General features: G+C 38.1%; 23 protein-coding genes. 14 read left to right on the top strand and 9 right to left on the bottom strand.

The features are described from left to right. On the bottom strand, nucleotides 1-593 hold a 593-nt coding region (locus EO117_RS07645), incomplete at its 3' end, for a transposase family protein (protein WP_164727544.1). Between the two features lie 506 nt (nucleotides 594-1099). Here EO117_RS07645 and EO117_RS07650 point away from each other — a divergent pair. The 12 genes from EO117_RS07650 to EO117_RS07705 all read left to right on the top strand — a co-directional run bounded on the left by EO117_RS07650 (nucleotide 1100) and on the right by EO117_RS07705 (nucleotide 14985). Next, nucleotides 1100-1708 (top strand): hypothetical protein, encoded by a 609-nt coding sequence (locus tag EO117_RS07650; RefSeq protein ID WP_126939902.1) that lies wholly within the window; start codon nucleotides 1100-1102, stop codon nucleotides 1706-1708. A gap of 428 nt (nucleotides 1709-2136) precedes the next feature. After that, nucleotides 2137-3522 carry a tRNA uridine-5-carboxymethylaminomethyl(34) synthesis GTPase MnmE gene (mnmE, locus tag EO117_RS07655; RefSeq protein WP_126939884.1) on the top strand — a complete coding sequence of 462 codons (1386 nt, stop codon included), beginning with the start codon at nucleotides 2137-2139 and terminating at the stop codon, nucleotides 3520-3522. 8 nt (nucleotides 3523-3530) lie between these two features. After that, the gene (gene mnmG, locus EO117_RS07660; RefSeq protein WP_126939885.1) at nucleotides 3531-5405 is read left to right on the top strand and encodes a tRNA uridine-5-carboxymethylaminomethyl(34) synthesis enzyme MnmG; all 1875 of its coding nucleotides are present in this window, start codon (nucleotides 3531-3533) and stop codon (nucleotides 5403-5405) included. Between the two features lies 1 nt (nucleotide 5406). After that, a complete protein-coding gene (rsmG, locus tag EO117_RS07665; RefSeq protein ID WP_126939886.1) occupies nucleotides 5407-6120 on the top strand; it encodes a 16S rRNA (guanine(527)-N(7))-methyltransferase RsmG in 714 nt (237 codons plus the stop codon). A 143-nt stretch (nucleotides 6121-6263) separates the two neighbouring features. Beyond that, nucleotides 6264-6959 carry a vitamin B12 dependent-methionine synthase activation domain-containing protein gene (locus EO117_RS07670; protein WP_126939887.1) on the top strand — a complete coding sequence of 232 codons (696 nt, stop codon included), beginning with the start codon at nucleotides 6264-6266 and terminating at the stop codon, nucleotides 6957-6959. A gap of 202 nt (nucleotides 6960-7161) precedes the next feature. After that, the gene (locus tag EO117_RS07675) at nucleotides 7162-9588 is read left to right on the top strand and encodes a homocysteine S-methyltransferase family protein (protein ID WP_126939888.1); all 2427 of its coding nucleotides are present in this window, start codon (nucleotides 7162-7164) and stop codon (nucleotides 9586-9588) included. Nucleotides 9589-10048: 460 nt separating this feature from the next. Next, nucleotides 10049-10813 carry a ParA family protein gene (locus EO117_RS07680; protein ID WP_126939889.1) on the top strand — a complete coding sequence of 255 codons (765 nt, stop codon included), beginning with the start codon at nucleotides 10049-10051 and terminating at the stop codon, nucleotides 10811-10813. Continuing rightward, nucleotides 10803-11672 (top strand): ParB/RepB/Spo0J family partition protein, encoded by an 870-nt coding sequence (locus EO117_RS07685; protein WP_240632605.1) that lies wholly within the window; start codon nucleotides 10803-10805, stop codon nucleotides 11670-11672. The genes EO117_RS07680 and EO117_RS07685 overlap by 11 nt, the downstream gene beginning before the upstream one ends. Before the next feature lie 11 nt (nucleotides 11673-11683). Beyond that, the gene (hydF, locus tag EO117_RS07690; protein ID WP_126939890.1) at nucleotides 11684-12901 is read left to right on the top strand and encodes a [FeFe] hydrogenase H-cluster maturation GTPase HydF; all 1218 of its coding nucleotides are present in this window, start codon (nucleotides 11684-11686) and stop codon (nucleotides 12899-12901) included. 11 nt (nucleotides 12902-12912) lie between these two features. Beyond that, entirely contained in the window at nucleotides 12913-13434 is a 522-nt protein-coding gene (locus EO117_RS07695) for a DUF4446 family protein (protein ID WP_126939891.1), read from the top strand. Between the two features lie 12 nt (nucleotides 13435-13446). Beyond that, nucleotides 13447-14397 (top strand): M23 family metallopeptidase, encoded by a 951-nt coding sequence (locus EO117_RS07700; protein WP_126939892.1) that lies wholly within the window; start codon nucleotides 13447-13449, stop codon nucleotides 14395-14397. Nucleotides 14398-14406: 9 nt separating this feature from the next. Beyond that, nucleotides 14407-14985: a cob(I)yrinic acid a,c-diamide adenosyltransferase gene (locus EO117_RS07705; protein WP_126939893.1), complete on the top strand. Its 579-nt coding sequence runs from the start codon at nucleotides 14407-14409 to the stop codon at nucleotides 14983-14985. A 176-nt stretch (nucleotides 14986-15161) separates the two neighbouring features. Here the strand turns inward: EO117_RS07705 and EO117_RS07710 are convergent, their stop codons facing one another. Beyond that, a complete protein-coding gene (locus EO117_RS07710) occupies nucleotides 15162-15836 on the bottom strand; it encodes a hypothetical protein (RefSeq protein ID WP_126939894.1) in 675 nt (224 codons plus the stop codon). Nucleotides 15837-15851: 15 nt separating this feature from the next. After that, the gene (locus EO117_RS07715; RefSeq protein ID WP_126939895.1) at nucleotides 15852-18020 is read right to left on the bottom strand and encodes a DNA topoisomerase 3; all 2169 of its coding nucleotides are present in this window, start codon (nucleotides 18018-18020) and stop codon (nucleotides 15852-15854) included. 144 nt (nucleotides 18021-18164) lie between these two features. On the opposite strand from EO117_RS07715, the gene EO117_RS07720 reads away from it, so the two are divergent. Then, the gene (locus EO117_RS07720; RefSeq protein WP_009353725.1) at nucleotides 18165-18536 is read left to right on the top strand and encodes a helix-turn-helix domain-containing protein; all 372 of its coding nucleotides are present in this window, start codon (nucleotides 18165-18167) and stop codon (nucleotides 18534-18536) included. Nucleotides 18537-18538: 2 nt separating this feature from the next. On the opposite strand, the gene EO117_RS07725 is transcribed toward EO117_RS07720, so the two are convergent. The 4 genes from EO117_RS07725 to EO117_RS07740 form a co-directional block, all read right to left on the bottom strand. Further along, complete coding sequence (locus tag EO117_RS07725; RefSeq protein ID WP_126939896.1) at nucleotides 18539-19318, bottom strand: hypothetical protein; 780 nt, start codon at nucleotides 19316-19318, stop codon at nucleotides 18539-18541. 194 nt (nucleotides 19319-19512) lie between these two features. After that, nucleotides 19513-20253 (bottom strand): S26 family signal peptidase, encoded by a 741-nt coding sequence (locus tag EO117_RS07730; protein WP_126939897.1) that lies wholly within the window; start codon nucleotides 20251-20253, stop codon nucleotides 19513-19515. Continuing rightward, nucleotides 20240-22141, bottom strand: a complete 1902-nt coding sequence (locus EO117_RS07735; RefSeq protein ID WP_126939898.1) for a type IV secretion system protein — start codon at nucleotides 22139-22141, stop codon at nucleotides 20240-20242. Before EO117_RS07735 ends, EO117_RS07730 begins: the two co-directional genes overlap by 14 nt. A 21-nt stretch (nucleotides 22142-22162) precedes the next feature. Next, nucleotides 22163-23566, bottom strand: a complete 1404-nt coding sequence (locus EO117_RS07740; protein ID WP_164727545.1) for a type IV secretion system protein — start codon at nucleotides 23564-23566, stop codon at nucleotides 22163-22165. 28 nt (nucleotides 23567-23594) lie between these two features. Here EO117_RS07740 and EO117_RS07745 point away from each other — a divergent pair, with 28 nt between their 5' ends. Continuing rightward, nucleotides 23595-24047, top strand: a complete 453-nt coding sequence (locus EO117_RS07745; protein ID WP_126939900.1) for a hypothetical protein — start codon at nucleotides 23595-23597, stop codon at nucleotides 24045-24047. A gap of 69 nt (nucleotides 24048-24116) precedes the next feature. On the opposite strand, the gene EO117_RS07750 is transcribed toward EO117_RS07745, so the two are convergent. Beyond that, nucleotides 24117-24980 (bottom strand): type IV secretion system protein, encoded by an 864-nt coding sequence (locus EO117_RS07750; protein ID WP_126939901.1) that lies wholly within the window; start codon nucleotides 24978-24980, stop codon nucleotides 24117-24119. Between the two features lie 129 nt (nucleotides 24981-25109). Further along, the coding region (locus tag EO117_RS09285) for a hypothetical protein (RefSeq protein WP_164727546.1) at nucleotides 25110-26719 on the bottom strand (1610 nt) is incomplete at its 5' end.

Raw genomic sequence — 26719 nt, forward strand, 5'->3', positions numbered from 1 at the left:
GAAAAAGTTTTGAAGTATTGAATAAGAGCTCGTGTATCCCGTTTAGGTAAAATATCCACGACAGAATGATTCCTCAAATCGGTTATGATGACTTGGTATATTTGCCCATCGGCATTTCCTTTATATTCGTCAATACCTAGTACCGTAGGTAATTGTGCAGGCTTTGGAATAGCTAATTTAGAGCAATACCGAATGACTGTAGACACAGAAACATCACTGCGTTTAGCCATCTCGGTGAAAGATCCTTTTTCGCCTAATTGTCTAAATAGATACTCCATATTAGTTTTACTGAGTCGCAAATAACGACTAACAAAAGGGTTCTTTTCTATGAAAGTATGGTTGCATTCCTGACATTTGTAGCGTCTTTGTAAGTAGGTTGCAGTCACTGTATGATGCTGTATAGCACCAAATTTAACGTCTCTAGGTCGTTTACCTTTAGACTTTCTAGTGCTCGCTCCACAATGAGGACACACTTGCTCAGCTACCGGCATCTCAAGAGTAAAGTGAACAGAACCATCCTCATTTACTCTTGTATATTTGATATATTCCTCTTTAATTTTAAAGATAATTTCTGTATAATTAACTGTAGACATATATGACTCACCCTTTCTTAATTGTGTGGTTACTGTTATGATACGGTTTGAGGTTGTATATGTCTATTTTATTGCAAAAAAAGAATGTTGGCGACTACTCTTATATGAGTAGCCCCAACATTTATTATAGAGCCTTATTTAAGTAGAAAGGAAACGCCACAAGGCTTTCTACGATAAGGTGGCGCTCCTTGGGGTTGTTTCTTGTGTTTTTGTGATTCAGGTAGAAAGGGAACGACGAAAGGCTTTCTACAAAAAAGTACACTCCTTTGGGTTATTACTTATGGTGCTATGTAGCCTGCGGCATTCATAAATAAATAGTTCAAAGAGAAGAGTATGTATCCCTCGCAAGTTAATCTATTTGATATAATTTATCTAATAAAAATATATAAAATAGCCATATTTATGTATATTTTTATGTTTTTGATACTTTACAATGAGAATTAATATTGTTATAATATATATTATTTTATGTGTTGTTATTATTAGGTGAGGAGTGTATTGTACAAGTGGAAAACACAGTAAAAAAGCAGTTTAAAAGCAAGTACCATATTTTGGCATGGATTATTTTACTAGCATTAGCTTTGATTGGTATGGTTGAATATGGTTATTTTTTACAAGATAGACCACCATTCAAATGGCAACTTTATTTAGGATTATTTCCATATGCATCTTGGATAGTGTTGACGTATCTTACAACAAAACCAAAATGGTTTACTGCACGTTATAATGTAGGTGAAATGTATAAAGTACATCGCATTGTAGGTGTTGTGGCTACTGCCTTGATAGGTGTTCATTGGTATGTATATTTTGGTAAAGCTGTAAAATCTCCGTTAGGCTGGTGGGGAGGCTATTCATCCTTAACAGCAATGTTTATTGCATTTTTGGTGGGTATTTTCTTCTTAACACCATGGTTTAAAGGTTTAGCGACAGCTATACCTCGTAAAGTAGCTGTTTGGATTCATAGATTGAACTTAGTAGCATTGATTGCTGTGGATATTCATGTACATGGTTTTAAACGACTAGCAGCTATGGTTCCATTTATGCCAGTCTTTGATATCCTTACCTATGGGCTTGTGATTTATTATATCTATTGGATGTTTAAGAAAAAAAATTAAATCGTCACTTGTTCTGCTATGTAGCCTGTGGCGCTCGTAACTGAATATGATAAAGGGAAGAGCACGGTATACTCCTCACAAACGGTATTTCATAATGTTTGTTCGGAGCACATCGTGCTCTTTTTGTAATTGCGTGATTTAGGTAGTAAGGAACGCCACAAGGCTACTACACGTAACGGCGTTCTTCGGGGAGTTTTCTCCTATCTATCATTGATGTTACCTTGGTTGCGTGATATAATTTATATAAGGCCATAAGGCCTTTTCTTTTTATGTGAAATGGTATTACTCGATGTCAGATATGGTTTTTAGGAGTATCATGAAAGTGTCATAATGATATGTTAATGATACTATGTATATATAGTATGCCTATAAAGGATATCTACTAGATATATCTTAAAACGACGGCATTGATGTAGACAGGAGATACTATGTTTTTAGATGACACGATTGCAGCGATTGCGACGGCTCCAGGGATTGGCGGTATTGGTATTATCCGTGTCAGTGGCCCTGAGGCTTGCAATGTTGTGAATCGTATCTTTCACAGTAAGCAATCTGTGCCACTGGGTGAGCGCCAGACGCGGACGATCCATTATGGTCATATTATCCATCCTAAGACGGATAAAATATTAGATGAGGTCATCGTGGTGTTGATGAAAGGTCCTCATTCCTATACGGCGGAGGATGTGGTAGAGATTCAATGTCACGGCGGTTTTGTGTCGGTCCGTGAAATACTGAAAGTCCTACTTTCAGAGGGTGTACGTCAGGCAGAAGAAGGGGAGTTCACCAAGCGAGCGTTTTTGAATGGTCGTATTGATTTAACTCAGGCGGAAGCCATCATCGACATTATTGATGCGAAGACGGAGCAATCTTTGGAAGTGGCAGTCAATCAATTAGACGGCACCTTATCCAAGTATATTCGCGCTTTACGGGATGAATTAATTGCTATGATTGCCCACCTAGAGGTAACTATCGATTACCCAGAGGAAGATATTGAAGAGGTGTCAGCCCAAGAGGTGCGGACGGGGTTAGAACCTATCCTTGAGAAGATGGATACCTTATTGGCGACGGCACAGCGTGGCAAATTATTGCGTGATGGTGTGATGGTCTCTATCATTGGCCGTCCTAATGCGGGGAAATCTAGCTTGATGAACGCTTTACTTCGTGAGGACCGTGCCATTGTGACGAACATTCCAGGCACGACCCGTGATAGTATTGAAGAATTTCTGACCATCCAAGGGATTCCCGTGCGATTAGTTGATACCGCAGGGATTCGTGAGACCGAAGATATTGTGGAAAGTATGGGTGTTGAAAAAGCACGTCAATATTTAGATAAAGCAGATGTGGTAGTCCTTGTCATAGATGGGTCTAAACCATTGGAGCCGGAAGAACAAGAGTTGCTACAGCTCATTACGAATCGTCCAAGTATCATCTTCTTGAATAAAGCAGACCAAGCGCAATGTGTTAGCAAAGAAGAGATTGCGGCACTGGGGACTTTCACAGAGATTGTCACTATCAGCGCGGCCCAAGGGGAAGGGATGGATGAGATGGCGAGGGTTATTACATCCTTGGTGCAAGGCGGTTCTGTGCAGGCCAGTCATGAGGCAATGCTCAGCAATGTGCGCCACATCACCTTGATGGAGCAGGCAAAAGTTAGCTTAGACCAATCCATTCTTGCCATAGATAGCGGTATGCCTATCGATTTAATCGTCACGGACATTCGTGCTGCTTGGGAGCTACTGGGTGATATTACTGGTGAAAGTTTACGTGAATCCATGGTGGATGAATTATTTAAACGATTCTGTTTAGGAAAATAGGAGAATACATGTATTTAGTAGATACGTATGATGTGATCGTCATTGGTGGTGGTCATGCTGGTTGTGAAGCTGCGTTAGCCACAGCCCGCATGGGGCACCGCACGTTGATGGCCACATTGAATTTAGATAACATTGCCCTTATGCCGTGTAACCCAGCGATTGGGGGACCTGGTAAAAGTCACTTAGTGTGCGAGTTAGATGCCTTGGGCGGTGAAATGGGCATCAATGCGGATGCGACAGCCATCCAAATGCGCATGCTCAACACAGGCAAAGGCCCTGCGGTACATTCCTTGAGGGCCCAATCTGATAAAGTGGCCTACCAACGCCGTATGAAAGAAGTCTTAGAAAACACAGAGAACCTCAATGTGAAGCAAGTCATGGTCAATGAATTGCTCATCGAAGACGGTGTTGTACAGGGGATTGTGTCTGAATTAGGAGAAATATATCAAGCAAAGGCCATTATCTTATGTACGGGTACGTACTTAAAAGGTAAGATTATTACTGGTGAATTGGCGTACACAGGTGGTCCTAATGGACAGCGGACAGCGGAGCTGCTGTCTCAATCTTTATTGAATCACGGTATTAAGCTGATGCGATTCAAAACAGGTACACCAGCTCGTGTAGATAAACGAACCTTGCACACAGAGAATATGGAAATGCAACCTGGTGACTCTCACCATAGAGCCTTCTCCTTTATGTCTGATTGGATTGATCGCAATGAACAAGTATGTTGGTTGACGTTCACCAATCAGGAAACACACGATATTATTCGTGGTAATTTACATCGTGCCCCTATGTACACGGGTGTTATCGAAGGAACGGGCCCAAGATATTGCCCATCCATCGAAGATAAAGTGGTTCGCTTTGAAGATAAACAGCGCCACCAATTATTCGTGGAACCAGAAGGCAATCACACCAACGAAATGTATGTCCAAGGTATGAGTACAAGTTTACCTATTGATGTGCAATATGCGTTCTTGCGTACCATCCCTGGGTTGGAAGATGTAGAAATCATGCGTCCTGCTTACGCCATTGAATACGATTGCTTAGATCCATTGCAATTGACACCTGCTTTACAAGTGAAGCATATCCAAGGCTTGTACTCTGCAGGGCAAGCGAATGGTACATCTGGCTATGAAGAAGCGGCAGCACAAGGCTTGATGGCAGGCATTAATGCAGCCTTATGGTTAGAAGGAAAAGAGCCATTTATCTTATCCCGTTCCGAAGGCTATATTGGTGTGCTTATCGACGATTTGGTAACGAAAGGAACGAAAGAACCGTACCGCATGATGACAAGCCGCAGTGAATATCGCTTGTTACTTCGTCAAGACAATGCAGATATGCGTTTAACAGAAAAAGGCTATGAAATCGGACTTGTTAGGGAAGAACGATATAGAGCTTTCAAAGTGAAACAAGGCAAAATTGAAGCCGCTATTCAATTACTATCGGATACACCTGTAAACCCTAGCGAAGAGACGCAGCAAATCCTAGATCGTATTGGTACACCTCGCATCAAAACAGGTATTAAGGCTTACGATTTGGTGAAACGAAATGAGCTGAACTATGCGGTAGTGGCTGAGGCCTTTGGATTGCCTCGTTACGAAGCGCCAGTAGAAGAAGAAATCGATATTACCATTACGTATGATGGATATATTAAAAAGCAAATGGAACAAGTGGAAAAGGTGCGCAAGTTAGAGGCTAAAATCATCCCTCAAGATTGGGATTACACATCCATGAAAGGTATTTCCTTGGAAGCCATTCAAAAATTGAATGCCATTCGCCCACATTCCATCGGTCAGGCAAGCCGTATTTCTGGAGTATCACCTGCGGATATTTCTGTTCTCTTAGTGCAAATTGAGCAGTATTACCGTGAAAGAGGTTAATATGATGTTTTCAAACTATGTGAAAACCCACACCGACACCTATGGGTTGGACCTCACAGATGTACAAATTGACCAATTACAACGGTTTTATGAACATGTAGTAAGCACCAATGAGCACATGAACTTAACGGGCATTACCGAGGCGGAAGAATTTGCTTTAAAACATGTAGTAGATTCTCTATCTTGTTATGACCCTAAGTATTTTACCTATGGTGCAACGGTCATTGATTTAGGAACTGGAGCAGGTTTTCCGGGGGTTCCACTTGGCATCTACGACCCGTCTTTGCAGATTACTTTATTTGATTCCTTACAAAAGCGATTGCGCTTTTTAGACGGTGTTATCCAAGACTTAGAGTTACAAGGATTACAAACATTACATGGCCGTGCAGAAGATTTAGCGCATCAAGAGTATCGAGAATCCTTTGATCTTCTCACTAGCCGTGCGGTGGCTCGTTTATCCATCTTATTGGAATGGGGGTTACCGTATGTGAAAGTAGGGGGCTACATGGTAGCCTTAAAAGGCTCTATCGTCCAGGAAGAGCTTGAGGAAAGTAAACGAGCCTTATCCATCTTGGGTGGTGAAATTGTAGAGGTCAAAGAGGTGATATTACCTACTTTGGAGGATAAACGAGCTGTCGTGTATATCAAAAAGATAAAGCCTACAGCAAAGAAATATCCTCGTAAACCAAAAGAGATTAAAATAAAGCCTTTATAGCTTTGCACTATAACTTATAATAAAATATAGAAAAATGCTTATAAGTATGAACTATGGTATACTTAATAAGTACTCTTTTACATGTGCGGTCACGTTGTGTTCGCACATGTTTTATATTTGCAATACAAGATTGAGGTGAGACGATGGCAATCTATAATGGACGGTTACCAAAACTCAATGAAGATGAAATAAAACGATACTCTGGGCTAAAGCATGCGGATGGATTTCCAGAACAATATGTGAAAGAAGCTGCCTTAGAAGTGCAACTAGTAGCAGAACCTCGTGGTGTGTACCAATGTTATGATTATGATCCAGAGACACATACGATACTCAGTGATCCACCGATGGTGCTAGATGCCACAGGTATCATTCGTCATTTAGGAAATGCTAAGAAAGTATATGTCCTTGCTGTCACAGTAGGAGAGGCAGTAGAAGAACGTAGCTCCGCTTTATTTAAAGAAGGAAAATCTACATTAGGTCTTCTCGTGGATGCAGCGGCTACAACCGCTGTAGAACAAGTGGCGGACCAAGTGAATGAACTCATTGATCGAGAAGCGAAAAAACAGGGCTTTAAAACGACGTGGCGTTTTAGCCCTGGCTATGGTAATTGGCCTGTCACAGTTCAGCAAGAATTTGCTAAGATTATTAAGACAGAAGAAATTGGATTGACGGTGACAGACACAAGCATGCTATTTCCACGTAAATCGGTAACGGCTATCGTGGGCTGTCAAACAGTAGATGAAGAAGGACCAAAGACACAACGAGGCTGCACATCTTGTAGCCAAGTAGGATGCGCATCTCGTAAGTTGCCAGAGAAGGGGACGACGTCGTGCATTTAAACAAATGTACCGTTTGTGATGGATAGTACTGAAAAGGTATCCTATGTGGGATATCCTTAAGATAGTTATACTTTTTTAAAATAATAAATTGATGAATAGATAAGTAACGTGATGTACTGATACTAGGGAAGAGTATAGTCATCGTTATACGAAGTATATTGCCTTGGGCGAGCAATGTGCCTGATACATAAGTGAGGAACATATGGTATATATTATAGATGGTGGCATGGGTACCATGCTGCAGGCGGCAGGTCTTGGTGACGGGGCTTGCCCAGAATTATTTAACGTAGAACATCCGGACGTGGTAGAGCATATCCATGCAGAATATTTGCGTCACGGTAGTGATATTATTACGACTAACACCTTTGGTGGGACAGCTTTAAAACTGGATGAATATCAATTGGGGCATCGCATGGATGAAATCAATCGGGCTGCTGTGAAAGTAGCGCAAGCTGCACGGGATAAGATTAACCCGAATGCGAAAATCGCAGGTGATATGGGTCCTAGCGGTCGCTTTATGGCACCATTAGGGGTGGCTCAATTTGATGAGATTTATGAGACTTTCAAAGACCAAGCAAGAGCTCTTATCGATGCCGGTGTAGATTACCTGATTATTGAAACGATCATCGATATCCAAGAAATGCGTGCGGCCTTATTGGGCGCCAAAGATGCTCGTGAAGAGCTAGGAAAAACAAAAGATGATGTGAAGATTATTTGTCAGTTCTCTTTCAGTGAAGATGGACGTACCATCACAGGCACACCACCAGAAGCAGCAGCTATTTTAATGGATGCCATGGAAGCAGACATCGTAGGTATCAACTGTTCCTTGGGACCTGAACAATTATTGCCACTCGTAGAACGTATGGCAGCGGTGACGAACTTGCCAATCAGCATTCAGCCGAATGCAGGTATGCCACAATTAGTAGGGAAAGAAACGATCTTCCCATTGGGACCAGAAGAGATGGGTGAATATGCGCCTCGTTTCCTCGATGCAGGGGCGACCTACTTAGGCGCTTGTTGCGGTAGTACACCAAAACACATTGAAGCTATCGCAAAGGCAGCGCGAGCACATACACCAGCAGAACGACCATATGTGGAACCGTTTACTGCTTTCACAAGCCGTACTAGCGTAGTGAAAGTAGGTTTGCAAGAAAAACCAATCATCATCGGGGAACGCATAAACCCAACAGGTCGTAAGGTGCTGGCGGAAGAAATTCGCAAGGGTAGTTTCTTAATGGTGAAAAAAGATGCTTTAGCCCAAGTAGAAGCAGGGGCAGACGTGTTGGATGTAAACATGGGTGTCACTGGCGTCGACCCAGGGGAAACGATGAAACGAGCTATCGAAGAATTAACTATGCTTGTGGAGGTTCCATTATCTATCGACACATTAGATCCAGTGGCGATGGAAGCAGGCCTGAAAGCCTACCCAGGTCGTCCATTGTTGAACTCTGTGAATGCAGAGCCTGAACAATTAGAAGCGGTCTTGCCGTTGGCAAAACGATATGGGGCAGCATTACTATGCTTGCCATTAGGTAAAAAAGAATTGCCCGAAACGGCAGAAGAGCGCGTGTCTTTAGCGAAAGAAATTGTTTTAGAAGCGTATAACTATGGATTACGACAAAATGACTTACTGTTGGATCCATTGGTATTGACATTAGCTAGTAGCCAACATGCAGCAAGAGAAACGTTAAAAACATTAAAACTGTATGCCGAAACATTTTGCTTCCCAACAGTGATGGGCTTATCCAATATATCCTTTGGGTTGCCACAACGGGCGTACTTGAATGCACAATTCTTGACGATGGCATTGAGCAGTGGCTTGACATGTCCTATTATGAATCCGATGAATGAGATTGTACGAAAAGCCTTCATTACAGGACGTACCTTCATGGGCTTTGACCCAGCAGCTGCGGACTTCATTGCTGAGTACGGTGATGACGATGAAAATGCAGTGGTGACGAAAAAGGTGAAAGCTACAGCAGAAGCCTTCCACAGTGATGACCCTATTGAATGTATTAAACATGCTGTAGAACAAGGGGAAAAAGAGGCGGTTGTGCCATTAGTGAAAGAAGCATTAGCACAAGGGTTAGATCCACTAGAGGTGACTCGCAGAGGGTTATCTGATGCTATGGCGGTAGTCGGTGAAAAGTTTGGATCTGGTAAAGCGTTCTTGCCACAAGTTATGCTTGCAGCAGAAACAATGCAAGCTGCTTTTACAACAATCAAAGAAGTATTGCCAGAAGGCACTGCAGAAAAAAAGGCGACGATTATCCTAGCTACGGTTAAAGGTGACATTCATGATTTAGGTAAGAATATCGTATCTGCCCTGTTAGAAAACAATGGATACCAAATCGTGGACTTAGGAAAAGATGTATCGCCAGAAGAAATCGTAGCCGCAGCGAAAGAACATAATGCTCCGATTATTGGCATTGCGTCCTTGATGACGACTACTATGCCGATGATCAATGAAACCATTACAGCAGTACGTGATGCAGGCGTTAATGCTAAAGTTCTTGTAGGCGGTGCTGTATTATCTCAAGCCTATGCAGACGAAGCAGGAGCTGACTCTTATGCCAAAGATGGTATCTCAGCGGTGAATATAGTAAAAGGGTTGTTAGGGGACGAGTAATACCAATTTCTATCTATGGGCATTATATAGCATAAAGTAATTAGGTGTCAGATGCCATAAAAACTATTACACATTAATTACTATAACAATCTATTGAGCATTGGATAGCATAAAGAGATGCTAATTGATACGTAATAGTATGACAATATCATAAAAATATAAGTGACATGTGACATCATGTGTTACAGACTAGAGAGGAACGTTGAACAGATTGGGTCAACGTTCCTTTTTTGTTCTATAATAGATATTATTTTAGATAGTATATGCAAGTTTCTTTGGGGTAGTATCCAATAGATTGCTAGAATGTTTCACGTGAAACAATTAAGTGGACAAAAGATATAGTGTTTCACGTGAAACAGTAAAAAATATATAAAAAAGATAAGGAAATACTGGCGCCTTTCATAAAAAACACACTAATCTATGTTATAATGTGATAAGACGATAAGAAAGAGGTGAAATCATGGCTAGAATTATTGCCGTAGCCAACCAAAAAGGCGGTGTTGGTAAAACGACAACTGCTGTTAATTTGAGTGCTTGTTTAGCTGTAGAAGGAAAACGAGTGCTCTTATTAGACTTAGATCCTCAAGGAAACGCCACAAGTGGATTAGGAATCGATAAAGAGGACATCAACCAAGGCGTGTACGAAATGCTTGTGAATGATGTGTCTATTACTGACATCATAGAATCTACTGTTATAGATACATTGCAAATTGCACCGACTACCATCGATTTAGCAGGGGCTGAGGTAGACTTAGTAGCAATGGAAGACAAAGGATATACTTTAAAACAATGCATAGCCCCTATCGTAGATGACTATGACTATATCATTATTGACTGTCCTCCTTCCTTGGGTATGTTGACAATCAATGCCTTAACAGTATCCAATAGTGTGTTAATCCCTATACAAACAGAGTTTTATGCTTTAGAAGGTGTGAGCCAATTAGTGAAGACCATCGAGCTAGTGCAAGAAGAACTTAACACAGATTTGGAATTAGAAGGTGTTGTACTCACCATGTATAATGGTAGAACTAAATTAGCGGTGCAAGTAGCAGAGGAAGTAACAAATTACTTCGGTGATGCTGTGTACACTACAACGATACCACGAAATGTGAAATTAGGAGAAGCTCCTAGCCATGGTTTGCCAGTAGTTATCTATGATAAGAGGTCTAAAGGGGCTGAAGTATATTGTGCCTTAGCGCGGGAGGTAATTGAGCGTGGAGCTTAAGAAAACAAAAGGTGGTCTTGGTAAAGGATTAGGGTCTTTTGGATTGTCCGGTTCTTTTAAAGATGGACATAAAAGTGGTTATGAAATGGATATTACTAAAATACAACCTAATCCTAATCAACCTCGTAAACGCTTTACAGAAGAAGATATGGAAACCCTGGTGGCATCGATTCAGGCACATGGACTCATTGCACCCATTGCGGTTCGTAAGGTAGATGATCATTATGAAATTGTAGCTGGTGAACGCCGTTGGCGTGCATGCCAACAAGCTGGATTGACTAAAATTCCTGTGGTGGTCCGTGACTATACAACAGAGGAAGTGAGCGAAATTGCCTTAGTAGAAAACTTGCAACGGCAAAATCTAAATCCTATCGAAGAAGCTTTTGGATATCAGTACTTAATGGATACTTTCAAAAAAACACAGGAAGAAATTGCTATGACCGTAGGCCGTAGTCGTTCTTATGTAGCCAATATTGTGCGATTATTACAATTGCCAGAGTTTTTACAACAAGAGTTAGAAACAAGTATGCTAACGGTAGGGCAAGCAAGACCCTTATTGGCATTAGATGGAGAGCATTTACAATTACAAGCCTTAGAACGGATTAAGGAAAAAGATTTAAATGCCCGTCAAGTCGAACAACTAGTAAAAGAGCTACAGATTGGCAAGAAACGCTTAACATCGACGCAGCCTCAACCAACAGCGGAGTTACGCAAGTTAATGCAACGATTGAAAGATAGTTTGGGTGCTCCTGTAGATATTCGTTTAAAAAATACAAAAAAAATACAAGGTACTATTGAAGTTTCTTTCAAAAGTGAAGAAGAATTGATGCGTTTAATTAGTTATATTGAAAGTGAATAGAAAGGAAGTCTATGGTATTAGAAACAACAAGAGGGAATCGCTTGCACATAGGCTTTTTTGGGCGATGTAATGCAGGTAAATCCACCTTGATTAACACGCTAACAGAGCAACAGATTTCCTTAGTGTCTCCTATTGCAGGGACCACTACAGACCCAGTGTCTAAAGGGATGGAACTACTGCCCTTAGGCCCTGTCATGATTGTAGATACGGCAGGCATCGATGATACATCGGAATTAGGTTTGTTGCGGGTAGAAAAGACGAAACAAGTATTGCTAACGATGAATTTAGCCGTGTATATGTTGCGTACAGATGTTGAGCCGATTCCAGAAGATATAGAATGGTTGCAACAACTACAAAGTAGTCATATACCTACGTTGGTGGTCATCAATGAAGTAGATGGTCATCAAGGATCTGAATTTATCAAAACCCACGGAGAACTACAGCCTTATACATCGCAAATAGTAATAGCCGATGTCAACGATAGGGCAACCCGCATGACTTTGCTAGAAGCGTTAAGCAAATTAAAACCGGTAGATGAGGATGTACAATCCTTATTAGGCGGTTATATTGAAGAAAAAGATATATTTGTGTTAGTATGTCCTATTGACGAATCAGCTCCAAAAGGTCGCATTATTTTGCCACAAGTGCAAATGATTCGAGAGATTTTGGACCATCATGGTACGGCTATGGTTTGCCAAGTAGAGGAACTGTCAACTACGTTGGAGCAATTACGCAAACCACCGAAGTTAGTGATTACGGACTCTCAAGCCTTTGAGGCGGTGAGTCAAATTGTGCCAGAGGAGATAGCCTTAACAAGTTTTTCCATTTTAATGGCGCGCTTTAAAGGAAAGTTAAAAGATTTAGTGTCAGGTGTACATGCAATAGACCAATTGCGAGCAGGCTCTAAAGTGCTGATCAGTGAAGGCTGTACACATCGCCAACAATGTGAAGATATTGGAACCGTAAAGATTCCAAGATGGCTGAAAGCAAAAGGATACACAGACTTAGAGTTAGAGTGGACCAGTGGTGGGCATTTTCCTCATGATGTATCTAAGTATGATGTTATTATTCATTGTGGTGGCTGTATGTTGACACGTCGAGAGGTATTGCGACGCATTGATGTAGCCTCTGTACAAGGGGTTCCTATCGTTAACTATGGTGTATTGATAGCCTCTTTGCATGGCATTTTACAACGTGCCATCAAACCATTTGAACATGAATTAGAATAGAAAGGATTATTGTGTTAGAACAACTATTACCTTGGTTACCATGGATATTAGCAGGGATTATTGTACTATTAATATTACATGCATTCAGTTTACATATCCGAGTGAGTCGCCTAACCAAGCGGTATCGATACTTTATGGATGGCGAAAATGGTCAGAGTATTGAGCGACGTCTTGCTATTGAAGTAAAAGAATTACGAGATATGGCGAGCACTTGGCAAACGATTTTATCAGAACAAAAAGTGATTCAATCTACGCAGGCACAAACATTTCAGCATATTGGTTTTGTGAAATATAATGCCTTTGAAAATATAGGTAATGAACTATCTTTTTCCTTAACATTATTAGATGGCAACTTCAATGGTATTGTTATTTCTAGCGTGTATGGACGAAATGAATCACGTATTTTTACGAAACCAATTGTAAATGGTAAAAGTTTAGCAAGTCTTTCACAAGAAGAATTAGCTAGCTTGCAATCTGCTATGGGACAACGAAGCAATGGAGATGTGTTAGCCAGTTCTTCTGTGTCAGCATAGAAAGGATGTTATATGCAAATACCTAAATGGTTGCAGTCACATCTAGAGCAACATGGTGATGGCTGGAATTTGCGGTTTACAAAACAACAAATTAAGACCATAGCGATTATAGTAATTGCTATCTTAGTTATCCTCTTAGGATTTGGTATTTGGGGGATAGCAAGACAAGTAGAAGTATTACAATTGCGACAAGAAAATCAATTGCAAAAAGAGCAATTAAAACTGTTGGACCAAAAGGTAGAAGTCTTAGATAAAAAAATGAAGACTCTGGATGAGCTAGATCAAAATATTAGAAATATGATTAAAGGAACAGAGTCGGGTACAGTGCCCAAAACAGATGGTAGTACACAAAGCAAAGAAGAGAAAGAGGACCCTTCTCCCAAAAGCGTAAATAAAACTTTTACAACGACCCAATTATCTGCCCGTATATCTAGTTTAGATCGTCAAGCACAACGACGTATGGTCTCTATGTATACCCTCTATAATGTCCTCAAGGATGGAGTGGGGAAAGATATTCGAGAACTTCAATCTATGTTGGCCATGGAGAGCGATGCGACAGATGCTAATGGTCATATGCCATCTATTTGGCCTGCTAAAGGCGTCATTAGTTCTACTTTTGGGGCACGACAAGACCCTGTGTACGGTGGAGGGGCCTTTCATGAAGGCTTAGATATCGCTAACGATGTAGGTACTACAATTGTAGCCACTGCAGCAGGTACTGTGACCTATGCAGGGTATAATGGTGGCTATGGTAATGAAATAGAAATCGATCATGGTAATGGATTTGTGACAAAATATGGGCATAACTCAGCACTCCTAGTACAAGTAGGAATGACTGTGAAAAAAGGACAATCCATTGCGCTGATGGGTAGCACTGGTAAAAGTACAGGTAGCCATGTTCACTACGAAGTACGTGTGAATGGTGTGGCTACAGATCCATTATTATTTTTACCCATTCAATAGGAGGCAATTATGAAATCCTATGTACAAGTATATACAGGTGATGGCAAGGGAAAAACAACCGCTGCTATCGGTCTCGCAGTGCGTGCTGCAGGAGTAGGAAAGAAAGTATTACTCCTTCAATTTATGAAATCTAAGGTGTACTCAGAACATGCTGTATTGGATCAATTAGAACCCATAACAGTAGAAACAGTGGGAAAACCATTCTTTATCATTCCAGAAGGGATGAAAAGTGATGAAGAGTTGCGTCGATGGGGTGATGATGTAGTGGTATTTCCAAAAGGGCAACCTCCACAAGAGTACAAGGACTTGATCCACATCGGTCAAGAGCGTGCCCTGCAGGCGGTGGCGACAGGGGACTTTGATATTGTTATTTTAGATGAATACAATATGGCGCTATTTTTCGGTTTAATTGACGAAGCGGAAGGGCGTGCTTTACTAGCAGCTCGAAATCCTAATGTAGAAGTAGTATTTACTGGTCGTGGGGCGCCTCAATGGCTCTTAGATGAAGCGGACTTGGTTACCGTTATGGAAGCGTACCGTCATTATTATGATCAAGGAGTAGAAGCTCGTCTTGGTATTGAGCATTAAGGGTAAAGAATGTTATATTCTTGGAAATATATATCATAAATGGCTTAAAAACAGTGTTTTATGAGATTTCTTATATTAGAATTGACCGATATTTGACCATTCCAGGGCAATAAAGCATCTATAAGTCATTAAAAAATATAAAAGCCTACGAGTGGCATCGTAGGCTTTTATAGTATCTAATTTAAGAGTTTCACAATAAGGAATATTGCTAGTAATGAATTGATTATTGAGGAGATTATGTAGAACCAGAAGAAAAGACGAACTGTTTTAAAAGGATGTTTGTATTGATTAAATAACGTTTTATAATTTTGATCCATTAATTTAATTAGCATCTGGTAGTTTTTATGGCCAACTTCCATAGTTTCTTTCATAGATTGATGCGCTGCTTTGATGGATGATTCAAGTTCAGATTGTAAGAAAGAGTTTAGTTCTTCAACAATATCCTGGCGGAGTTTTTTTATAAAAGATTCTTTGAAAGTTTTTGATAGTCCACTACTATACTTATTTAATGTATCAATTGCTTCTTGTAGTTGAATATCTTGTTTGTGTAAAAAGGTATTATGCCTATCAAAACAAGTATTGATAGATTCATTTAGTTCTTTTAGTTGGTTTCCTTGTTCATCAAAGATATTCTTAACATAGTTCATCATGCCAATGTTAAGGTCTTCATTTATTGTCTGTGGCAATGAAACTTCTGAAGGTGTTGGTTTAGAAGGGTGAAGGGTCATATCACCGCTAGATTCATCACCATTAGCTCCAGGATATTTATCTTTATTTGATTCTTTAGGATTCTCTATATCGACTGTGCTAGGAATTTGACCTTCTTCTAAATCTTCTAAAACTAGTGTCATTCATATATCCTCCTTTTATTTATTGATTGGTTTCTTTTTATTGCCTTCTGCACTATAGTTAGCGTGACATGATGGGCAGTGGTAATAGTCACCATAAGGACCTTTACAAGCAGTTGTTACCACCTGGCAGGCATCACATAGATGGATGACTGGACCTTTTGGCGAATCCTTATAGAATACTTTCTTTAAAGTGACTGGGTGATGACAGTTGGGGTCAGAGCAGACATAGAAAAATCTATTTTCATTTTTTGCCTTTTTCTTCAACAACTGACCTTCTTTACAAATTGGACAAGAGATTAGTTCACCCTCCACATAATCTGTTGGAAATGGAAATATTTGAGATTCTACCTTTTTAATTATAGAACTAATCATTTCTTTTAAAATATTGATGTATTCATGTAAAGAATATTCACCAGATTCTACTTTAGCTAAGTAGGATTCCATGATTGCAGTTGATAATGGAGTGGTTAGATCTGCATCCATAATCTTAATGTATTGTTCGCCCCAAGCTGTTGGTAATAATTCTTTTCCCTTTTTAGAAACTAAAGGAAGACAAGGATTACCATTACTATTAGTGGAAAGTAATTCAGCAATAATTGTATCTCTGGTTGCAGGTGTACCAATACCTTTTAATTCTTTTAATTTTTCACGCAAGGGTTCATCTTTAGGGATGAATTGATAGATATTTGCCATAGCTTTGATTAAAGTGCCTTCAGTAAATCGTTTAGGAGGTTTGGTTTTGGATTCATTAACACTAATTTTAGACACCTTAGGGGTATCACCTTCTTTGAGCGAAGGTAAAATGGAATTAGTTGAATCGGAATCTATTTCATCTTCGTCTTGCTTTTTAGTTTTGGCCAAAACAATTTTAAACCCAGGAGATACAATTTCTTTACCAGAGCCTTTAAACTCTTCATCAGCAATTCCAATAGTATATTCTACTTTATTCCACTTTTCTGGAGGCATAAACTGAATTAAATATCTCAGAGCAATTAATTCATAGATGTTTTTCTCTTCACTAGTTAATGATTTAGGTAACACCGAAGTAGGAATAATGGCATGATGGGCAGTTATTTTCTTATCATTAAATGCTTTGGACTGTTGACTACTATCTAACAAGGAATCAATAGAAGGTAATTCTATACTGTTTCTAATTGTCCCTAAAATTTTACTAGCATCATCGTGCTGTGATGTAGGGATGTAGTTGCAATCTGAACGAGGATAAGATACATGGGCTTTTTCATATAAGGATTGTGTTAATTCTAATACTTGTTTTGGACTATATCCGTATACGCTATTAGCTTCTACTTGTAAGGTATCCAAAGAGTGAGGTAATGGTGGTTCAGTTTCACCTTCAGAATAGTTAACATTTTTTACAATGGCAGGTTGATCTTGCAATTTAAGAAGTAAACCATCTAATAAAGCTCTATCAGTCAAATAACCATTAGCATCACAAGATTGTTTTAGAGTTTCAGATAAGATATGTTTGGCATTAAATGATAGATGATTTTGCTCAAATGTTCCTTGTAATGAGTAGTGTTTAATAGAAGTAAAGTTCTTAATTTCATGTTCTCGTTGCACAATGAGTGCTAATGTAGGTGTTTTTACACGACCTACACGGAATGATTCACGATGGCCAAATGATTTGCTTCTATGTGTATATAAGCGGGTTAAGTTCATACCAATTAACCAATCGGCTTGAGAACGGCACAATCCAGATTGATATAAATTGTAGTATTTTTTATTATCTTCCAGGTTATTAAAAGCACGTGCCAGACTGTCGTTATCTTTTGCGTTGGCAAGGACTCTCTTGATAGGTCCTTTATAATCGCAGTAAGTTAAGATTTCATCAATTAATAATTGTCCTTCACGATCAGGGTCTCCCCCGTGAATGACTTCATCTGCTGATTGTAATAGTTCCTGGATTACTTTAAATTGTTTAACACAGTTGGCATCGACTTTCATTAACCATTCTTTAGGAAAAATAGGGTATGTATTCCAGGATTTAAACTCTTCACCATAATCTCCAGGCATTGCGTTTTTTAACATATGGCCAAAGGCCCAGGTAATCGTTGTATCTCCTGAGATCAGGCAACCATTTCCTTTGGTGTAGTTATCTGAAAATAGATAGGATGCAAATGCTCGGGCCATATCAGGTTTTTCCGCAATAATAAGTCGCTTCATTTCAGATTCTCCTTTCTAATTAATATATCAATAATGATATAAAATAATTGACAAAATTTTATATTTTTAATAAAATTTCAATATAAATAGCTTAGTTATTGGGTTTTAAAATATATTATATTGTTATATAGTGAGGTGTAGGTAATGGACGTAAAAGATACAATTGGTACACGTATTCGCCAGGTTCGGATTGCATTTAATATGAAGCAAAAAGACTTTGCGAAAGAATTTAATATGTTTCAACCAAATTTATCAGATGTAGAAGGAGGGCGTAGACCGCCTTCATTAGAACTTCTTGTTTCATTAGCTAAACTTGGCGTAGATATGAAATGGTTATTGCTTGGAAATGCTGATACTTCCAGTATGATGGTGGATCAACGACCTATTAACACAATGTCACTACTAGAATTAAAACGTGTCCAAATTCAACAAATGTTAACAGAGTTTGAAATGGACGAATTGTTAGTATTAGAAAATTTACTCTCTTTAATCAATAAGAAAAAAGAGAGTAAGTAATTCTATAAATCTGGCATCCCAATTGCTTTAGTTTGAACAGGTAAATCTTTCTTGTGAATTTCTGTAAATTCATTAGGATGATATGGATCAGTTGTAATAGTTTGCATATGAACACTAGCTTTTTCATGCTCAAAGCGTTCTGTTTGTCGTTCCAATTGATCTTTTTCTAATTTTTGGATTAATTGGGCTGCTTTATACTGAATATATTCGCCTTTTTGAAATCCTTGTAAGGCCTCTAATACATGAGCTTTTTGCCCCTCTCCACGAATACCAGGTGTATCGTTGGAGAGGGTTTTTGTCATTGCATCTTGTGAAGATGTAATAGATGAATTAAGCCTTGTAGAGAGTGTGAATAGGTTATTGTTATTTGTCTCTCTTTCACCAATTACAAGCCTTGGAAACATGTTGTCATACAGTACATCTGCACCATATGTATTGTTAGCACCGTATGATGTAAATGTACCTGGTTTATTAGGATTACCCATGATTCCATCAAGATTAGGTAATTTAAAAGTAGATAGTGATGCAGTAAGATAGCTAAGTTTGGTACCCATATTCTTTAAATTAAGATTTTTGAGCTGTTCGATCATATTTTTAAAAACTAAGCCTTGTTGAATTGTTTCTCGAACACTGTCGGCGAAACGTTTAGCATCAAAAACATGGTCTCCAGGATGGATAGGCATATAATGACGATGCCATCTGGCATCAATGTTAGTAGGAAAGACGGTTAAGCCTAGTAGAGTAGCAATCATGAAAGTGGATAGATATTTCTTTCCTTTCATAATCAATCCCTCCTTTTATTTCGTATTGCGATTAAATGTGATTAATTCACGAGATACTGTATTCAAATCTTTCTTAAACGTATTTAATTGAGATACCACTTTAAAACAAAATACAGAACACGTGATAGTGCTTAACAATAGAATAATTAAAAAGATCAGGAATAATAAATCAAATAACATTTCAAATTCTCCTTTCATAAAGAAACTTCATTTAATTCAAATAAACTTAAGAGCCTATTAATATACTTGAAATCTAAGAGTAAAACAATTTTACCAAGTTCATAGTGATCATCAATGGGTCCTAAATAACGGCCATCAAATGAACCAACAGGTGGATTGATATATAGTTTTGAACCTTCAGGTACGGTATAGGTTCCATTAGGAATATGAGGTAATGTAGGATTAGGATTAATCACATAGGAAATATACATCTTATAACTAGAATCCTTTTCTGAATTAAAAGGATGGAGTGCATATTTTTCAAACTGTACTGGATCCTTTTCGTGAATTTTAATTTCTGTAGGCTCAATTGTAAACGTGTCACCTGGTAAAGCCCGAACCATCTTAATCAGTTGTTTTCCTTCTGGTTCGATACGTCCGTTATCTAAATAAATGGAATGTGGTAATCGAACTACGGTATAATCTCCATACATTGCTTGGCCAGGAACTCTTACATATATTCCATGTGGAGCGCTATCAGTGACGTTAAAAAATATAATTGGAAAGAAACTAATCATAATAGCTATGAATAGAATACTTACCAACCCTAAAAAACCACCCATAATAGCCTTTTGGTGATCGGTTTGAGGTCTAGGTATGATAATATACTTAGGTCTAACTAAACGCTCCCAAAAGGTCCTTTTTTTTAGTTTTTTAAAGGGTTTTAAAGTTGCGCTGGGTTTATTTTTGAAGTTAGGAAACTTACGGTAGTTCAATTTGACCTCCTAAGTGTTTCATTAATTTATCTGGAACTTTTAAAATCAATAATGCTAATGCGATTAAAATTGTACAGAAGGTTAAGAAGGTAACTAGTTGCTCTGTGGTAATTTTATGAGGGTTTTTGTGACCTGTACTACTATATAATTTAGAGAAGTCCCGACCTGTAATAGCTGAATAATTATCTAGTACTTGAGATGAATAGGAAGCAGTTGGATCTCCATAATAGTAGCCAATTGCAAGAGGAATATTTCCATCTGCAACATCCAATTTAGCTTTAAAAATGGCAATCCCTGCACGTATATTTTGTCTAGCATCAGATTGGTAACCTGGATAGGCTTCATCAATATGTACTTGATTTCCACTTTCGTCAACTCCATCTTGTCCAGGCATTGCTTGCATAATTCCTCTAGCCCCTGACTCTGAAGTTGCATCCATAGTAATTCCATCTATCGTATCCCCACCAGACTCACGCATAGCAATTGCTAAAATTACAGCAGGGTCTACACCAAATTTTTCAGCTTCTTCATAAATCATCCCTACATAACCACCACTGGTCGTATCTGTTGGAACCCCAGTAGTTGTTTCTGTAGCACTAACTGTAGCGGAAAACATTTCAGTTACCGTTACATCTTTTACAGCAATAGTGGTTAACCCTACGAGTACTGAAATTAGCATTAGTTTGATGGTGCTAGAAGTTAAATGGCCAACAAAGCCTTCAGGAATAAACTTGGACCAATGTAGTATTCCAAATGGTACTGAAATAATGCTAAGTGCACCACTGATATAGAACTCTAAGTAGCAAATCATAATATATAATGCAACCAAAATGAATATCCCTATAACAAGGAAGGTTAGAATATAAATAGGTAAAATCGTACCGATATTACTAATGAAATCTCTAGCACCAAACGAAGCAATCTTATTCAGTGCGGGATTCAGTAGGCTTACTGCTTTTTGTAATAATAATTGTGGCTGACTGACATCATTTAAAAAGTTAGCATTTGTACCTGCATAAGAGGTGCCAACTAATGTGATAAATCCTTTAAATATAGTGTTGACGATCTCCTTCCAGTGTTCCACTAAAAAGATGAATATTCCTAGTTTGACCAATTTTGAAAGCATGGTCATTAAATCTAGTTCAAATCCAGATAAGATGATTAGAAATACTATATCCGTGGCAAATAAAATGAATAGAAGAGAAAGTGCATAGGTGTGGATATTATCGTAGGCTTTAGATGCAAAGCCCTGGAATTTTACCATCGTATCATTGATGGAATTACCAATTCCCATTAAGGCTTGCACATTCCAAGGTATTCCTGTGTCATGTTCGCCTGAACCGTTGTAGTCCTTAGAATATACATTTCCAGAAAGATCCATTCCTAATGATTTTAAAAATTCACCAACGTACTCAGAACCACCACCATATGTTTCACCATTAGGATGGTACTCAATATGTGCGTGTGGGCCATCAGCAACTTTAGGATCAAATCCATGAACGACCCCAATAATATCGCCTTCTTTTACAGGGACTCGAACACCAGTAAGGCCGCCATTCATATAGTTGGATTCATCACCTAAATCACCGAAAAGTAAGGATTGATTTTTGTAAGGTGTATTTTCACCAAACCAGAATATGATATGGGCTTCACCAAATCCACCATCTACGTCATGCTGAACATATCCATCAGCAGGTGCATGGATATATGTATCATCTACACCAATATCTAAGCCATAGTGAAAATCACTTGCACCAACGTCAATACTTCTAGGACCATATCCAGATGTGATTGGTCCACCTTTAAAAGGGGGTGTAATAGCGAAAACAGATATAGTAGAACATAAGAGTAGTAGACTTATACACAACAATTTAAATAATCGTTTCATACTAAGCACCCCCTTTCATGATTAATTAGACTTTGGCTTATCTGTTTCATTTTCATTTTTAGGTGCAGAAGAATTATTTGGAGAAGGTGCTGGAGGAGGGTCTTTAGGCATAGGAACATAACTGTTATCAGGTTGTTTAGATGCTGAATATGGAGTTGATGTTGGCATTTCAAATTTACTTTGACTTTTTATGTTGTTTAAGTCTTGATTCATAGAATTTTGTACTTCTGTAACTCTTTCTTGGGCTTTTTTAGATAATGGAATATTTTTTGAAGTAGTCATACCAGAATCCATACCTGTATTACGCTGTTCATCTGTTTGTCGTTTCCAGCTACCATTTTCGATAGCGTTTCCAGCTCGTAATAATTCATTTGTTTTGTCCGCTCCTCGTAGTACAGAGGCGCCAGCTTTTGCTTTGGCCATACCAAGCATATTCTTTCCAAATTGAGCCGAAGAAGATTTAAAGGTATCCCATTTATTAACCCCTTGTACTCGTGAAGCAGCAGCTATAGCAGCTACGCCACCAATTGCTGCACCAGCAGTAGAAAGTGCTTTTCCTGGTGCTGATGCTACGGAACTAGCAACACCATTGCCACTCATAGAAGGTTGGCCATTAAGCATACCTGAAATAATGGTAGGGACCTTGCAAACAATATAGCCGAGGGCTAAGTAAATTAATGATTGTGTTAAAAGAATACTTAAGCTACTAACATTTATACTGGTAAAGAGTTTTGCAGTAGAGGCTACAAGTGCAATGAGAAAATAAATAATCATCATTTTTATTCCATAGTTAATTACTGTAGAAACACATCGCTGAAATAAAAAAGATGTTTGTTTCATTGCTGCAAATGGAATGAGTATTACTAATATAGAAGCAAAAATATTAAACTCAATAATAACCATAGCTAATTCAATGGCCATCATAAAGAAAGAAAATACGATACAGCACATAGCAATAAGGCACATAAAGAGTGTGGATAATCCTCCGTTAGTAAAAATACTAATTTTTGCCATTTGCTCTAGTATTCCATTTTTAGTTTCAGGATTTGAAATGATTTTAATCCCCATATTTAAAATTTCTGTTGGAGTTGTAAAATTTTTTATATCTAAATTTGCTCCTGCTGCTATTAATCCCCATTGCTGAAATGAACGAATAATAATTCTAGTCATTTCTGGTAAATGTTGAATTACAAATAGTAAAATACCAACTTTAATTAGCTTAGAAACTAATTCTTGCATTCTCATTGAACCATTATAAATGGACCAAGAGAATACGATGTCTATGCCTACGAAAATAAGTAAAAGTGTGATAGAATAGGGTAAAAGATTTTCATAACCAATGACAGAGTTAGCTCTAAAAAAATTAACTAAATTTGTTAGAGCGTCTGCATCGGTAAAATTTCCAGTGTAAGAAATAGGAGTCATATGCATGCACCTCCAGAAAGGATGAATTATGAAACGGTTAAGAATTTTAATGATGTTGGCGTTAACTCTTTGTATAATGGTATTAGCTGGTTGTGGTGAAGAAGAGAAATATAATACGGCTAAAAATGAAGTATTAACATTAATGGATGAAGCCTATAAAGTAGAAATGAAAAATCTTGAACCACTTCCTTATAATGAATTAGATAAAACTTACGAAGAAGCATTCGAAAAACATAAAGCTGTAGAAGATAAAATTCAAGTAAAGTTACAAGAAATGGAGAAATTGGCTTTAAAAGAAGTTAAATTAAATAATGATTTGATAGCATTAAAAAATACAGTCAAAGAAAAAGACGACGAATGGCTAAAAATTAATAATAATATTTTATCTATTCAAAAGATGGTCAAAAAACCATCTCCAGGATTAGGAGAAGATCCATGGGATACACTTGTAAAGAAAAGAGCCGAGCAACGAAAACAATAATTATTAGAGGTCAAACCGTAAGGTTGGACCTCTTTTATATTTAGTAATACTAGCAAAATAAATTAATAATTATAGGCCGATCCAAGAGGCATGACCTCTTTTTTTGATGAGCTGATCCCATGGATCATCACCCCATTTAGGATTAGGTTTATTAACTATTTTATCTACGGCTTGAATTTCTGCATTAACTCTTGCTTGTGTAGCAATCTCCTCATTTTTCTTCTCTTGTAATTCCTGGGCTTCTTTTAAAGCAGCTTGTTGACCAGTTAAGGCAGAGAGAATACTGTTAATGCCGTCAATTCTACCTTTTACGGCGCTAATTCTATTGCCAATTTGAGCAGATTGCTTAGCGCCAACAGCTTTATCAGACATCTTCACTAAATCTCCTAACTCCTGCGTTGCATCGGCTACCATTTGTGTATACTTATGGTATTTTTGGAGTGTATCTATATTGCTTTGGGACAGTACACTCCAACCATTACGCTTAGATGCCTGGAGGGCATCTTGGTTGGTAGCTAGGTTAGTAGTGGTGCCAATTTCTGGAAAAGATTTAGAAAGAATATCTTTAATTTCATTTGTACTAAGACCGCCTTTTTCTGACCATCCTTCTTTACCAATTCCTTTATTTAAATCACCTAGGATACTTGTTTTACTATTAATCGTATCTGTAATTTTTTGCACGCCGCTATCAAATTTAGAAGTTAATTTATTCAACTGTTCTTCTGGCCATGATTTTAATTCTTGCAATTGTAATTGAATTTGCTGTGCCGTATTCGTAACGACTTTCACGGTTTCAGCAAAAGTTTTTGCTTGCTGCATAATATTAGATGTATCTATAACAGGGATTCCTGATGCGTGAGAGGGAAGTGTAGAAGCACCTAAAATAATAGATGTAGTGATGATTGATACTTTTATAGCTTTAGGGATATACATACATTCTCCTTTCTGGCTCCTACACAGTAGATAGTGTAAGAGCCATTTTATGTTAAGGCTGTATTTCTGTAAGTTAAGATAGAGTGCTGATTGATGGTAAATGATTCTACCTTATTGAAAGACAAACAATTATCTGGATATACTTCGTTCGCGACCTTTGTCTTTAGTAATATCTTTAGGTGTAGACTTAGTATATACAATTGGTTTCATAGGAGCAGTTTGTCTTGTGGATAACTGTTCCTTCGCTTTAGGAGAGAGGCCTCCTTGCATTTTTTTGTCTGTAGTCTTTTTAGGTTCAAATGGAGAGTTTTCTTTATTGAATAAAGCATTTGGCGACCGTTTTTTGATGACTACAGGGGGATCATAGTGTGGTATAGGTGTTCCTTTAGGTAAGGTTTGTTCAGTAGTTGCATGGTCCTTAGTTTCTGGTACTTTACTTTGATCCTTAGTGTTAGTAGTAGATTTACCAGGTAATGAGTCTAATACATCCTTACTTTCTGAGTATGCGATATAAGCCCCATAAGGGTAGGCTTCATTAGTTGTATGACGTTGGTAGGCTAACCATTTTTTATGATAGGTTTCCGCCATTTTATCTGCCGTTTCTAAATTCGCTTGCATATCTTCAGATAACATAGTTTTGTCGATATATTCTTTATCCGCCAATCCTTTTACAACGCTTAGACGAATAGAATTGTTTAAACTATCTATAAGGTTACTCTCGGAATACCCTATAGTTTTGACAGATGTTTTTAATAAATCTTTATCCAGGTAAGGTTCTTTGTCTACGATGCTAGAGATATTATATTCTTTTAGAACTTCTAACGGGGGTTTATCTGATTGCAAAGATTCTAAGAAGTTGTGTCCAGGTAAATCGAAAGAAGATACCATAGATTTAATAGAGTTATCATAATCTGGGTCAGACTGTAACATGGCAGTAGTTAATGCTTTATGAAATATCTCTGGTTGATGTTCAAACGTTGGCTTTGTAAGTTCGCCTTCTTTTTCTAAACTATTAGCAATGGCCAAGTAAATTTCAGCAGATGTATTACCTTGTTCTGCTAGGTTTTTGAGGTATTCTTTCATGTGATTTTTGACTAATTCACCATCACCAATATCATAGCGACCTTCATCAATCTTATACTCACTAAGATTTTTTTCATCAAGCGCAGCATATATTGGTTTCATGTAGTAGGATAAATATGTTTTGTAATATCCTCTTTTATCAATGGAACCTAACAAATCGTCTTTACTAAGGTCATTGGCCAATTCATTAAGCTGTTTACCAGTATATATTTTTCCTTTTTCACCATATGTATACTCATTAGCACCAGATAATTCAGCAATAGTTGTACCAAAGACATTAGCAGCACCGCCTAAGTAGATAGTTCCAGGTTTATCATAATGGGCATCAGGATACTCTGTTCCTTCAATGGCAATACCAAATCCATTTTCTAAGATTTTCTTACGCTCTTCTAAGGATAAGGAGAGAACATCTTTAGGAGATTTAGGCAGTTCAATTTCATCTTTAGAGGATTCATGTTCTGCTTGATAATGTTGATATAATTCTTCTTTTAAATGCTTATCTAGCATATTTTCTTCGATGTATTGAACGGCTTTTTCTGTATCTCGGATGGCATAAACGAATGCATTCGGATCACTTAGTAAATTTCTAATATTTTTATGCTGATAACTTAATGTATTTACAATCTCACGAATTTCGTTTTCCGTTTTAAACCTTG

Origin of the sequence: Veillonella sp. VA142 (genome assembly GCF_003992135.1) — a bacterium.
Classification (GTDB): domain Bacteria; phylum Bacillota; class Negativicutes; order Veillonellales; family Veillonellaceae; genus F0422.